Consider the following 12,983-nt stretch of genomic DNA (forward strand, 5'->3'; position numbering starts at 1 on the left):
ATCCCTAACCCGAGCGGGCGACGGGAATCGAACCCGCGTAGCTAGTTTGGAAGACTAGGGCTCTACCATTGAGCTACGCCCGCATGTATTGGTCGAGCGTGACTGTAGCTGTCGACGAAGATCAAATCTAATCGACGCGGTCTTGTGATCGCTCCGTGAGGGTCTGTGAGGTCGCCGCGAAGGCCGTGGCCGACCCGGACTCGACGGGCCTTAGGATCATCGAGGTCAGCGCGGGGTGTAGCGCAGCTTGGTAGCGCATCCGCTTTGGGAGCGGAAGGCCGCAGGTTCAAATCCTGTCACCCCGACCAGCACCACCCCGCGCCGCATGCACGCGGCCCACCGAACGCCAGGAACGACCACCGAGGAGCACCCCCGTGAAGAGCACCGTCGAGCAGCTGAGCCCCACCCGGGTCCGCATCAACGTGGAGGTGCCGTTCGCCGAACTGGAGCCCGACTTCCAGCGGGCCTACCGGGAGCTGGCCAAGCAGGTGCGGCTGCCCGGCTTCCGCCCCGGCAAGGCGCCCGCGAAGTTGCTGGAGGCCCGGTTCGGCCGGGAGGCCCTGTTGGACCAGGTCGTGAACGAAGCGCTGCCCGCGCGGTACGGCCAGGCGGTCGTGGATTCGGAAGTGCAGCCCCTCGGTCAGCCCGAGATCGAGGTCACCAAGAAGGAATACGGCCAGGAGCTGGCGTTCACCGCCGAGGTCGACATCCGCCCCAAGATCGAGCTTCCGGATCTGGCCACGCTGAAGGTGTCCGTCGACCCGGTCGAGGTCAGCGACGAAGACGTCGACGCCGAATTGCAGTCGCTGCGCGCCCGGTTCGGCACCCTGACGGGGGTGGACCGGCCCGTGGCCACCGGCGACTTCGTGTCGATCGACCTGTCGGCCACCATCGACGGCCAAGAGGTGCCGGGGGCGTCCGCAGAGGGGCTGTCTCACGAGGTGGGCTCCGGCCGTCTCATCGCGGGCCTCGACGACGCCCTGATCGGTCTGTCCGTCGATGAGTCCCGTGAGTTCACCGCGCAGCTGGCGGCCGGCGAACAGGCGGGGCAGGACGCGCAGGTGACCGTCACCGTCAAGTCGATCAAGCAGCGCGAGCTCCCCGAGCCCGACGACGAGTTCGCCCAGTTGGCCAGCGAGTTCGACACCATCGAGGAGCTGCGGGCCAATCTGCGCGAGCAGGTGGGCCGGGTCAAGCGCGCTCAGCAGGCCGACCAGATACGTAACGCCGCGCTGGACGCTCTCTTGGACCAGGTCGACGTGCCGCTGCCGGAGGCGATCGTCAAGGCGCAGGTCGAGAGCACTCTGCACAACGCCTTGCACGGCCTGGATCACGACGAGGCCAAGCTCGACGAGGCGCTCGCCGGGCAGGGCAAGACGCGCGATGAATTCGAGACCGAGACTCGCGCCGCCGCGGAGACGGACGTCAAGAGGCAGCTGCTGCTGGATGCGTTGGCCGACGAGCTCGAGGTCCAGGTCGGCCAGGACGACCTGACCGAGCGGCTGATGATGACGTCTCGCCAATACGGCATCGAGCCGCAGCAGCTGCTGGGCTACCTGCAGGAGAACAACCAGCTGCCGGCCATGTTCGCCGACGTGCGGCGCGGGCTGGCCATCGCCGAGGTGGTGCGGGCGGCGACGGTGACCGACACCGACGGGAACGCGATCGACACCAATGAGTTCTTCGGCAAGCGCGGGGAGGCCGACGATGCCGAGCCGGCGGGCGAGGCTGAGGAGATCGACGAGGCCCCGGAAACCGAAGCGTCCGACGACGAAGCGGAGTGACCGGTCTTGACGCTGTGAGCGAAAGCGCCCAATTGAGGGGGAACGTGACCGCGAAACAGTGGGCCCGGTTGGTTAGTGTCGGTGCATAGAAGAACTCGAGAAAGCAGGTAACCCAGTCGTGTCTGACATGCGTTCGCCCTCGCAGGGGCTCAACCTCACGGACTCGGTCTATGAGCGGTTGCTCTCCGAGCGCATCATCTTCCTGGGTTCGGAGGTGAACGACGAGGTCGCCAACCGGCTGTGCGCGCAGATCCTGTTGCTCGCCGCCGAGGACGCCGACAAGGACATCTCGCTGTACATCAACTCCCCGGGCGGATCGATCAGCGCCGGCATGGCCATCTACGACACCATGGTGCTGGCGCCCTGCGACATCGCCACCTACGCGATGGGCATGGCGGCCTCGATGGGAGAGTTTCTGCTCGCGGCCGGCACCAAGGGCAAGCGCTACGCGCTGCCGCACGCGCGCATCCTGATGCACCAGCCGCTGGGCGGGGTGACCGGTAGCGCGGCCGACATCGCCATCCAGGCCGAGCAGTTCCACGTCATCAAGAAGGAGATGTTCCGGCTCAACGCCGAATTCACCGGGCAGTCGATCGAACGCATCGAGGCGGACTCCGACCGCGACCGCTGGTTCACCGCACCGGAAGCCCTGGAATACGGCTTCGTCGACCACATCATCACCCGCGCCGCCCACATCACCAACGGAGAAGCCCAGTGAGCACCCAGCACCCCAACATGCAGCCCCAGGCGCGCTACATCCTGCCGTCGTTCATCGAGCACTCCAGCTTCGGCGTCAAAGAGTCCAACCCCTACAACAAGCTGTTCGAGGAGCGCATCATCTTCCTCGGTGTCCAGGTTGACGACGCTTCGGCGAACGACATCATGGCGCAGCTGCTGGTGCTGGAATCGCTGGACCCCGACCGCGACATCACCATGTACATCAACTCACCCGGCGGCGGATTCACCTCGCTGATGGCGATCTACGACACCATGCAGTACGTCCGCGCCGACATCCAGACGGTGTGCCTCGGTCAGGCCGCTTCTGCCGCGGCGGTGTTGCTGGCCGCCGGAACCCCCGGCAAGCGGATGGCGCTGCCCAACGCTCGCGTGCTGATCCACCAGCCCTCGCTTCAGGGTGTGATCCAGGGCCAGTTCTCCGATCTGGAGATCCAGGCCGCCGAGATCGAGCGGATGCGCACGCTGATGGAGACCACGCTGGCCCGCCACACCGGCAAAGACGCCGCGACGATCCGCAAGGACACCGACCGGGACAAGATCCTGACCGCCGAAGACGCCAAGGAGTACGGGATCATCGACACCGTCCTGGAATACCGGAAGCTCTCCGCGCAGACCGCCTAGCCTTCTCGACCCCGAGCGTGCACTGGCGGCGAACCTTCGCCTGATTTGTCGCACTCAGTGCACGCTCGGCGACGGTCGGCCGCGCTTGCCGGCCACACCCTCCTGAGGACCGACTCGCTGATCGGAGCCGATTCCACCCGGCCACTGTAGGGAGATTTCGTGGGGATCGGTCGGCGCATCAGCCTCGGTTGGGTCACGACCGCGACACGCCAAAGACACGCAAAGCGCGTCTTTCACGAGTGACGGGCACCGTCTGGCTATATGTTTCATCCAGACGGGATCAGCATGACTCCCCCGAATATCATCGGCGCGATTCGGCCTTAATGGTCGCGTCGGGCCCGATCTAGCGGGTAGCGTCGGGGGATACATGCGGCACAGCACACGAACGGCGAATAGGAAGTAGGCCCTCAGCACCATGGCGCGCATCGGAGACGGCGGTGACCTGCTGAAGTGCTCGTTCTGCGGGAAGAGCCAGAAGCAGGTCAAGAAACTCATTGCTGGCCCCGGTGTGTACATCTGCGATGAGTGCATCGACCTCTGCAACGAGATCATCGAAGAGGAACTGGCCGACGCCGACGACGTCAAACTCGACGAACTGCCCAAGCCGGTCGAGATCCGGGAATTCCTCGAGGGATACGTCATCGGGCAGGACACCGCCAAGCGGACGCTGGCCGTCGCGGTCTACAACCACTACAAGCGCATTCAGGCGGGGGAGAAGGGGCGCGACTCCCGGCACGAGCCGGTTGAGCTGACCAAGTCCAACATCCTCATGCTCGGGCCCACCGGCTGCGGCAAGACCTACCTGGCGCAGACGCTCGCCAAGATGCTCAACGTGCCGTTCGCCATCGCCGACGCCACCGCACTGACCGAAGCCGGCTACGTCGGCGAGGACGTCGAAAACATTCTCCTCAAACTCATTCAGGCCGCCGACTACGACGTCAAGCGCGCCGAAACCGGCATCATCTACATCGACGAGGTCGACAAGATCGCCCGCAAGAGCGAGAACCCGTCGATCACCCGCGACGTCTCGGGCGAGGGCGTGCAGCAGGCGCTGCTGAAGATCCTGGAGGGCACCCAGGCTTCGGTGCCCCCGCAGGGTGGCCGCAAGCACCCGCACCAGGAGTTCATCCAGATCGACACCACCAACGTGTTGTTCATCGTCGCGGGGGCGTTCGCCGGCCTGGAGAAGATCATCTACGAGCGCGTCGGCAAGCGCGGCCTCGGGTTTGGCGCCGAGGTGCGCTCGAAGGCCGAGATCGACACCACCGACCACTTCGCCGAGGTCATGCCCGAGGACCTGATCAAGTTCGGGCTCATCCCCGAGTTCATCGGGCGGCTGCCGGTCGTCGCGTCGGTGACCAACCTCGACCGCGAGTCGCTGGTCAAGATCCTCTCCGAGCCGAAGAACGCCCTGGTCAAGCAGTACACCAGGCTGTTCGAGATGGACGGCGTCGAGCTCGAGTTCACCGACGACGCGCTGGAGGCGATCGCCGATCAGGCCATCCACCGTGGCACGGGTGCCCGTGGTCTGCGCGCCATCATGGAAGAGGTCCTGCTGCCGGTGATGTACGACATCCCGAGCCGGGACGATGTCGCCAAGGTCGTGGTGACCAAGGAGACCGTGCAAGACAACGTGCTTCCGACGATCGTGCCGCGCAAGCCGTCGCGCACCGAGCGCCGCGACAAAAGCGCCTAACCCACTTCGCGGTCGAGCGGCCGCGCATTTGGGTACTAGATGCGCATGCCGGCCGCCGCTGAGCTCCCCAGCCTCGTACCGCGCCGGCTGACGCGCGCGCTGGACCTGCTGAACTTTCTGCTGGCCGACGTCCGCGACGGGCTGGGCCCCTACCTCTCGATCTACCTGCTGCTGGCCCACCACTGGGATCAGGCGTCGATCGGGTTCGTCATGGCGGTCGGGGGGATCGGGGCGATCGTCGCGCAGGCCCCGGCCGGCGCGTTGGTGGACCGAAGCACAACCAAGCGGGCGTTGATCGTCGGCGGCGCGTTGACCATCACCGCCGGTTCGTTGGCGATGCCGGTGTTTCCGGGGCTGTACTCGATCTCGGTCCTGCAGGCCCTGACCGGTATCGCCGGCTCGGTCTTCGCCCCGGCGTTGGCCGCGATCACTCTGGGCGTCGTGGGTCCGCGTTTCTTCGCCCGCCGGATCGGACGCAACGAGTCGTTCAACCACGCGGGCAACGCGTCGGCCGCCGCCATCACCGGCGGCCTGGCCTACTTCTTCGGCCCGGTGGTGGTGTTCTGGGTGCTGGCCGTCATGGCGGCCGCGAGTGTGCTTGCCACGCTACGGATCCCGGGCGACGCGATCGACCACGACGTCGCCCGGGGCATGGACCACGTGCCGGGTGGGCCGCACGAGACGCCCTCCCGGATGGCGGTGCTGCTGCACAATCGCCGGCTGATGATCTTCGCCGCGACGGTCATCGCCTTCCACTTCGCCAACGCGGCCATGCTGCCGCTGGTCGGTCAGCTGCTGGCGCTGCACAACAAGGACATCGGGACCGCGCTGATGGCCGGTTGCATCGTGGCCGCCCAGGTGGTCATGGTGCCGGTGGCCTACCTGGCCGGAGCCAAGGCCGATGCGTGGGGGCGAAAGCCGATCTTCCTGCTCGGTTTCGCGGTCCTGGCGGCACGCGGATTTCTCTACACCCTGTCCGGCAACCCGTATTGGTTGGTCGGCGTGCAGCTGCTGGACGGCATCGGGGCCGGCGTGTTCGGCGCGCTGTTCCCCCTCGTCGTCCAGGACGTCACGCACGGCACCGGCCGGTTCAACGTGAGCCTCGGTGCCGTGACGGCCGCGACGGGGGTTGGCGCCTCGGTGTCCAATCTCGTGGCCGGCTGGATCGTGGTGGCAGCCGGTTACAACGCCGCCTTCGCCTTCCTCGGAGCACTCGCCGCCGCGGGCTTTCTCCTCTACCTGGTCGCGATGCCGGAGACGGCGCCGAAAGACGTGAGCGCACCCGTGAAAAGTGACCAATACCACACTTTTGAACGGCCCGCACCACCGTCCGCGCGCTGACATCGGCTTTAGGTGTAAAACCGCTGTATGCAACGGTTTAGAGACGGCCATTCTCGTCTTAGAGAGTCTTAAAAAAGTGCCATAATTGGTACCACTAGTGACACACAGCTCGAGGGTGCGGGACTCGCTTGAACGGCGCGTAACGTAAAGCTCCAGCGAAGTGCCTATCCGGGTAACGAATGGAAGGCGGATACGTGGATCCGAACGGCAGCGGAGCCGGGTCTGATTCTCAAAACGGCTCGAACGGGTCCCCTTCCGGTGGCGGGTCCGACCGCCAGCGCCTGGAACAAGTCGTCATTCGCTTCGCCGGGGATTCCGGCGACGGGATGCAGCTGACGGGCGACCGGTTCACCTCTGAGGCAGCGCTTTTCGGAAACGACCTGGCGACCCAGCCGAACTATCCCGCCGAGATCCGGGCTCCCGCAGGAACCCTGCCCGGGGTCTCGTCCTTCCAGATCCAGATCGCCGACTACGACATCCTGACCGCCGGTGACCGCCCCGACGTGCTTGTCGCGATGAACCCGGCGGCGCTCAAGGCCAACCTCGGCGACCTGCCGCGGGGCGGCATGGTGATCGCGAATTCCGACGAGTTCACCAAGCGCAACCTGACCAAGGTGGGTTACGTGACGAACCCGCTCGAGTCCGACGAGTTGTCCGACTACGTCGTGCATTCCGTCGCGATGACCACGCTGACGCTGGGGGCCGTCGAGGCGATCGGCGCGTCGAAGAAGGACGGCCAGCGCGCCAAGAACATGTTCGCGCTGGGCCTGCTGTCATGGATGTACGGCCGTCCGATCGAAACCAGCGAGAAGTTCATCCGGGAGAAGTTCGCCCGCAAGCCCGACATCGCCGAGGCCAACGTTTTGGCCCTCAAGGCCGGCTGGAACTACGGCGAGACCACCGAGGCGTTCGGCACCACCTACGAGGTCTCGCGGGCGACGCTGCCATCCGGCGAATACCGGCAGATCTCCGGCAACACCGCGATGGCCTACGGCATCGTCGCTGCCGGGCAGCTGAGCGATCTTCAGGTGGTGCTCGGCAGCTACCCGATCACCCCGGCGTCGGACATCCTGCACGAGCTGTCCAAGCACAAGAACTTCAACGTGATCACCTTCCAGGCCGAGGACGAGATCGGCGGCATCTGTGCCGCAATCGGCGCCTCCTACGGCGGTGCGCTCGGCGTCACGAGTACTTCGGGCCCGGGGATTTCGCTGAAGTCCGAAGCGCTGGGCCTGGCGGTGATGACCGAGTTGCCGTTGCTGGTCATCGACGTTCAGCGCGGCGGGCCCTCGACCGGCCTGCCCACCAAGACCGAGCAGGCCGACCTGCTGCAGGCGCTGTACGGCCGCAACGGGGAGTCGCCGGTCGCCGTGTTGGCGCCGCGCTCGCCGTCCGACTGCTTCGCCGTCGCCATCGAGGCGGTGCGCATCGCGGTGTCCTATCACACGCCGGTGATCGTGTTGTCCGATGGCGCGATCGCGAACGGCTCTGAGCCGTGGCGCATTCCGGACGTCAGCACGCTGCAGCCGATCAAGCACACCTTCGCCAAGCCCGACGAGCCCTTCCAGCCGTACAACCGTGACCCGGAGACGCTGGCCCGTCAGTTCGCCATCCCCGGCACCCCCGGACTCGAGCATCGCATCGGCGGTCTGGAGGCGGCGAACGGTTCGGGTGCCATCTCCTACGAACCGGTCAACCACGACCTGATGGTCCGGTTGCGCCAGGCCAAGATTGACGGCATCTCGGTTCCCGACGTGGAAGTTGACGACCCGACCGGGGACGCCGAGCTGCTGCTGATTGGCTGGGGCAGCTCGTACGGCCCGATCGGCGAAGCGTGCCGGCGAGCGCGGCGCAAGGGCGTCAAGGTCGCGCACGCCCACTTGCGCCATCTCAGCCCGTTCCCGGCGAACCTGGGCGACGTGCTGCGGCGCTACCCGATGGTGGTGTGCCCGGAAATGAACCTGGGCCAGCTGGCGCTGCTGCTGCGCGGCAAGTACCTGGTCGACGTGCAGTCGGTCACCAAGGTTCAGGGCGTCGCATTCCTGGCCGATGAGATCGGGCGCGTCATCCGCGCCGCGCTGGGCGGCACGCTGGCCGAAATCGAGCAAGACAAGACGATGGTCGCCAGAATGGCGGCAGCGACGGTGGGAGCGGGAGCTAGCGAATGACCGACCTGATGGGAAATCTGGCGGGCGCGGACCTGGGGTTGACCCCGAGGTTGAAGAAGAACGACGGCGTCCCCACCACGGATCAGCCGCAGAAGGGCAAGGACTTCACCAGTGACCAAGAGGTCCGCTGGTGCCCCGGCTGCGGCGACTACGTCATCCTCAACACCATCCGCAACTTCCTGCCCGAGCTGGGACTGCGCCGGGAGAACATCGTGTTCGTCAGCGGCATCGGTTGCTCCAGCCGCTTCCCGTACTACCTGGAGACCTACGGGTTCCACTCGATCCACGGCCGCGCGCCGGCGATCGCGACCGGTCTGGCGCTGGCCCGAGAGGACCTGTCCGTGTGGGTGGTCACCGGCGACGGCGACGCGCTGTCGATCGGCGGCAACCACCTGATTCACGCGCTGCGCCGCAACGTCAACATCACGATCCTGTTGTTCAACAACCGGATCTACGGGCTGACCAAGGGCCAGTACTCGCCCACATCGGAGGTCGGCAAGGTCACCAAGTCGACCCCCATGGGTTCGCTGGACCACCCGTTCAACCCGGTGTCGCTGGCCCTGGGCGCCGAGGCGACGTTCGTTGGCCGCGCCCTGGACTCCGACCGCAACGGACTGACCGAGGTGCTGCGCGCGGCCGCCGAGCACCGCGGTGCGGCCGTGGTCGAAATCCTGCAGGACTGCCCGATTTTCAACGACGGCTCCTTCGACGTGCTGCGCAAGGAGGGCGCCGAGGAACGGGTGATCAACATCCGCCACGGTGAGCCGATCACCTTTGGCGCCGACGGCGAGTACTGCGTGGTGAAGTCCGGCTTCGGCCTCGAATTCGCCAAGACCGCCGATGTGGCCGTCGACGAGATCATGGTGCATGACGCGCACACCGACGACTCGGCCTACGCCTTCGCGCTGTCGCGGCTCTCCGACCAGAACCTCGATCACACGGTGCTCGGCATCTTCCGGGACGTCAGCCGCCCCACCTACGACGACGCGGCGCGCTCCCAGGTGCAGGCCGCGCGGGGCTCGAAGCCGTTCGGCGACGCCGCTCTGCAATCATTGCTGCGTGGGCGCGACACCTGGACCGTCGACTGACGTGGCCGAGACAGCTGCACTGGCCGGGGTAGTGCTCGCCGGCGGCGCATCGCAGCGCATGGGCCGCGACAAGGCCAGCCTCCCGGTGCCTGCGTCCGCGGGCTCCAGCGCGACCACGATGGTCGAGCACGTGGTCGGCATCCTCGGACAGCGTTGCGATCCGGTCCTCGTGATGGCCGCCCAGGGTCAGCCGTTGCCCGAACTACAGGCGCGGGTCATGCGCGACGAACTTCGCGGGCTGGGGCCGTTGCCGGCGACCGGGCGGGCGCTGCGGGCGGCCGCCGATGCCGGTGCCCGGCTCGCCTTCGTCTGCGCCGTCGACATGCCTTTCCTGGCAATCGATCTCATCGACGACCTCACCCGCCGGGCGCTGGAGACCGGCGCCGAAGTGGTGCTGCCGTGGGACGGCCAGGACCACTACCTCGCCGCGGTGTACCGGACCGACCTGGCCGACCGTGCCGACGCCTTGGTGGCCGCCGGCGAGCGCAGGATGCGCGCCCTGGTGGACGCCTCGGACACCCAGCGGATTTTGACGTCGGATTCGCGGTCGCTGACCAACGTCAACACCGACGCCGATTTGCGCGCCCTCGCGCAACCGCGCGGCTGACGTCGACCCCACCCGAGCCGCTCGCGGTTGGACCGCACCGGATAGATGCTTACAGGCCATCAGCCGCCGCCATCGAAAGCCGCAATTCACAAAGCTATTCGACGTGAGGCGTTTTCCTTCGCCTTGGAGAATGGCCACGCGGGCGCACGGTTTCGTGCTCTAAGCTAATTCGCCGACCCGATCGTGATCTGTTGGGACATAGCGTGTTTCGGATGGGGTGATCGCGGCCCGGTCGGACACGGTGACGTGGGGTGACTTGAGGTCAGCCGAATGCCCGCGTCCGCCGAGCAAATTGCGTAGGTGAATGGCACCAGCTCCGTGGACCAACAGCGACGACGTTGCGGGTGGTCGATGTTGCGTCGTCGTCGCCGTCAGGAAACGCGAAAGTTGTCTCTTAGAGCCATCTTTCGACGATTCGGAATGCCCGTCCCGCGAAGATCCGGCCGCTCTGGGCGCTCGCTATTCGAACAACGCAAGTTAGCGGCCGCGCAACACAATTCGTCCGCATCATTGGGCGTGGCGGATCAGCGGTGACGCGTAACTTGTTGTAGGCTGCGCGGCTTCGCGCTGCGGACCCCGGTCCGGTGCAGCGCAATCGGCCTAAACGCACTAGCGCAAATACGTGGGCCAGTTCACAAAATGCGCGTGATTCGGCTCACGATTTGAAAGCGATTGCGAATGTTGGGTACCCGCCGGAATTGCGGTGCTGACCTGCCGAAATGACGACGGGATTGCGCTGTGATCACCCCGTTACCGAATCGAGATGTCCGTTTTCCGAAGATGACGAACGCGGCTGGGTCTCGTACGGTCCGTGTTAGCCCGCAACGGGTTACGGAAGAGTAACTGAAAACAGAATCACGGACCCGCGTGTGAGCGGGGCCGCGGACGACGAAGTCGCGTCCGTGGCCGGCGGTAGCACTCCGCCGGGCGACTCGAGCCCACCGCTGTCGTGCCAGGACAAGCCGGCACGTTCCGAAGCAGGTTTCAGCACCAACCAAAAACCGTCGGCCCACCCCCGTGGGCTTGCTTTGGCGCGCGACAGGCCCTCGTCCATGGTGAACCGGTCGCGGCTCCACGCCACCCCGTCGCCGAGCCGGCGCATCTGACCGCCGATGGCACCGCCGGACTCCCGCTTCCAGTCCCACACCTTTTCGACGAACAGCTCCCGGCCGAAGTCCTCTTTGGTCTTGCCGTCCACCGCGAGCTGCTTTTCCACCACGCTCTGGGTCGCGATACCCGCGTGGTCCATGCCCGGCTGCCACAGCACCTCATAACCCTGCATCCGTTTGCGACGGGTCAGGGCGTCCATCATGGTGTGTTCCAGCGCGTGGCCCATGTGCAGGCTGCCGGTCACGTTCGGCGGCGGCAACACGATCGAGTACCCGGGTTTGGCGCTCGTCGGGTCCGCCTCGAAGTAGCCCGCGTCGAGCCATCTCTGGTAGATCGCGCTTTCGGCGGCGCCCGGATCCCACGACTTGGGCAGGTCGGTGGCGGGGCTGCGGCTGGCGGTCACCCGTCAATTCTAGGGAGCGCCGTTCACCCGGATGTAGGTGCCCAAATCGCAGGTGAGCGAGGTCACTTCCCCAGCCGGTCGACCTGCAGCGTCACACCCGCGGCGGGGAACCGGGCCAGCAGGGCGTCACCCATCGCCGCGGCGGGGGTGAGGACGCCGTGCAGATCGGGCAGCTTGTCGCGGTCGAGCGCGAGCGCGAGGCCGCACTCCCCCAAGAGCACCGAGGTCGCCTTGTAGCCGGGGTCGCCGCGCTGCTCCATTCGCGCGACGTAACGCGCGCCGGTGGTTGTGATGGTGTAGGTCTCGATCTTGTAGAAGCCGCGCTCGCGGGCCGCCGGGCTGGGGCCGGTCCCGGGCTTGGGGACGATCCGCTCCACCAGCCGGCGCGGCAGCAGCCGGAAGTAACGGCTGCCCAATCCGAAGGTGGCGTTGGCGACCCCGCCGACCGCGGCCGACGCCAGCGGCGCCAGCGGCGAGGACCCCAGGCTCATGCTTTCGGTGTAGCGGAACTGCCGGCCGTACGCCCAGTCCAGTAATGCGTTGCTGCGCCGCACGATTCGGGTGTTGTAGGGCGCCATCACGAATCCCGACGTCCACACGCCGGTCAGTTCCGGCGCGATCTGACGACCACGGCGCCACGGCAGGTCAGGCTGCGGGCCGATCTCCGGTTCGGCGCTGCGGTCGGTGCTCAACGTGTACGGGTCGGCGAGCTGACGGCGGGCGTCGGGATCGCGAGACGCGGTGTCCAGCACTTCCAGCATCGACGCCACGGTTCCACCGGACACCCCACCCGAGAAGGACCGGACCACCAGGTCGGTTTCGCCGAGTTCGCCGGCGCCGTCGTCTCGCGCCGCCCGGTAGAGTGCATACACGCTGAGGTCCGAAGGGACGGAATCGAATCCACAGGCGTGCACGATCCGCGCGCCGGTGTCGGCGGCCTGCTTGTGGTAGGAGTCGATGCTCTCGCGGACGAACATCGCCTCGCCGGTCAGGTCGGCGTAGTCCGTGCCCGCCGCCGCGCAGGCGGCCACCAGCGGCAGCCCGTAGCGGGTGTACGGCCCGACCGTGGTGATGACGACCCGGGTGCGGGCGGCCATCTCGTTCAGCGTCGACGGCGACGAGGCGTCGGCGGCGATCAGCGGCCACGACTGCGCGGATTCACCGAGGGTGTCGCGAACGGCCCGCAAGCGCTCGGTCGATCTGCACCGGTAACGGTTTCTCCGGCGGCCTGCAGTTCACCCCGAGCACCTGGCGCGCCAACGGTGGCGCGGGTTCACCGCAGAACGCGAGCCGCGAGGAGCAGATCCGGGTCGCCGAGAACGTGCTGCACTCGCAGGGCATCGGCGCGTGGCCGGTGTCGGCGGCCTGCTTGTGGTAGGAGTCGATGCTCTCGCGGACGAACATCGCCTCGCCGGTCAGGTCGGCGT

At 66.7% G+C, this 12,983-nt stretch carries 8 protein-coding genes, 2 tRNA genes and 3 pseudogenes; 10 read left to right on the forward strand and 3 right to left on the reverse strand.

The annotated features are described in order from the left end of the window. Window positions 1-12: 12 nt before the first annotated feature. Window positions 13-83 (reverse strand) — tRNA-Gly (locus A5692_RS17500). 148 nt (window positions 84-231) lie between these two features. Between A5692_RS17500 and A5692_RS17505 the strand changes: the two genes are divergently transcribed. The 9 genes from A5692_RS17505 to mobA all read left to right on the forward strand — a co-directional run bounded on the left by A5692_RS17505 (window position 232) and on the right by mobA (window position 10,043). Continuing rightward, a tRNA-Pro gene (locus A5692_RS17505) sits at window positions 232-308 on the forward strand. A 66-nt stretch (window positions 309-374) separates the two neighbouring features. Then, entirely contained in the window at window positions 375-1,784 is a 1,410-nt protein-coding gene (gene tig / locus A5692_RS17510) for a trigger factor (RefSeq protein WP_068058053.1), read from the forward strand. 127 nt (window positions 1,785-1,911) lie between these two features. Then, window positions 1,912-2,502 carry an ATP-dependent CLP protease proteolytic subunit ClpP1 gene (gene clpP1 / locus A5692_RS17515; protein ID WP_066958374.1) on the forward strand — a complete coding sequence of 197 codons (591 nt, stop codon included), beginning with the start codon at window positions 1,912-1,914 and terminating at the stop codon, window positions 2,500-2,502. A gap of 17 nt (window positions 2,503-2,519) precedes the next feature. Further along, window positions 2,520-3,143, forward strand: coding sequence for an ATP-dependent CLP protease proteolytic subunit ClpP2 (gene clpP2, locus A5692_RS17520; RefSeq protein WP_068058112.1), 624 nt, complete (start codon window positions 2,520-2,522; stop codon window positions 3,141-3,143). 415 nt (window positions 3,144-3,558) lie between these two features. Further along, window positions 3,559-4,839 (forward strand): ATP-dependent Clp protease ATP-binding subunit ClpX, encoded by a 1,281-nt coding sequence (gene clpX, locus A5692_RS17525; RefSeq protein ID WP_055400128.1) that lies wholly within the window; start codon window positions 3,559-3,561, stop codon window positions 4,837-4,839. A 45-nt stretch (window positions 4,840-4,884) separates the two neighbouring features. Beyond that, window positions 4,885-6,180, forward strand: a complete 1,296-nt coding sequence (locus A5692_RS17530; protein WP_068058055.1) for an MFS transporter — start codon at window positions 4,885-4,887, stop codon at window positions 6,178-6,180. A gap of 194 nt (window positions 6,181-6,374) precedes the next feature. Beyond that, window positions 6,375-8,348: a 2-oxoacid:acceptor oxidoreductase subunit alpha gene (locus A5692_RS17535; RefSeq protein WP_156766133.1), complete on the forward strand. Its 1,974-nt coding sequence runs from the start codon at window positions 6,375-6,377 to the stop codon at window positions 8,346-8,348. Beyond that, on the forward strand, window positions 8,345-9,436 hold the full coding sequence (locus tag A5692_RS17540; RefSeq protein ID WP_068058059.1) for a 2-oxoacid:ferredoxin oxidoreductase subunit beta: 1,092 nt from the start codon (window positions 8,345-8,347) through the stop codon (window positions 9,434-9,436). The genes A5692_RS17535 and A5692_RS17540 overlap by 4 nt, the downstream gene beginning before the upstream one ends. 1 nt (window position 9,437) lies before the next feature. Next, a complete protein-coding gene (gene mobA / locus A5692_RS17545) occupies window positions 9,438-10,043 on the forward strand; it encodes a molybdenum cofactor guanylyltransferase (RefSeq protein WP_068058061.1) in 606 nt (201 codons plus the stop codon). A gap of 1,030 nt (window positions 10,044-11,073) precedes the next feature. Here the strand turns inward: mobA and A5692_RS17550 are convergent. Together A5692_RS17550 and A5692_RS17555 are read right to left on the reverse strand one after the other, a co-directional pair. Continuing rightward, a pseudogene (locus tag A5692_RS17550) lies at window positions 11,074-11,556 on the reverse strand (class I tRNA ligase family protein); the annotation flags it as partial. A gap of 62 nt (window positions 11,557-11,618) precedes the next feature. Then, window positions 11,619-12,758: pseudogene (locus A5692_RS17555) on the reverse strand (trans-acting enoyl reductase family protein); the annotation flags it as partial. Here A5692_RS17555 and A5692_RS28430 point away from each other — a divergent pair. Next, a pseudogene (locus A5692_RS28430) lies at window positions 12,752-12,934 on the forward strand (transglycosylase family protein); the annotation flags it as partial. The pseudogenes A5692_RS17555 and A5692_RS28430 sit on opposite strands and share 7 nt — an antisense overlap. Window positions 12,935-12,983: the final 49 nt, after the last annotated feature.

Origin of the sequence: Mycobacterium sp. E342 (assembly GCF_001667665.1) — a bacterium.
GTDB lineage: Bacteria > Actinomycetota > Actinomycetes > Mycobacteriales > Mycobacteriaceae > Mycobacterium.

Bases quoted from the DNA above. Each gene is read 5' to 3' on its own strand.
- A5692_RS17530 (WP_068058055.1), top strand. From the start codon at position 4,885: ATGCCGGCCGCCGCTGAGCTCCCCAGCCTCGTACCGCGCCGGCTGACG.
- clpP1 (WP_066958374.1), top strand. From the start codon at position 1,912: ATGCGTTCGCCCTCGCAGGGGCTCAACCTCACGGACTCGGTCTATGAG.
- A5692_RS17540 (WP_068058059.1), top strand. From the start codon at position 8,345: ATGACCGACCTGATGGGAAATCTGGCGGGCGCGGACCTGGGGTTGACC.
- clpX (WP_055400128.1), top strand. From the start codon at position 3,559: ATGGCGCGCATCGGAGACGGCGGTGACCTGCTGAAGTGCTCGTTCTGC.
- clpP2 (WP_068058112.1), top strand. From the start codon at position 2,520: ATGCAGCCCCAGGCGCGCTACATCCTGCCGTCGTTCATCGAGCACTCC.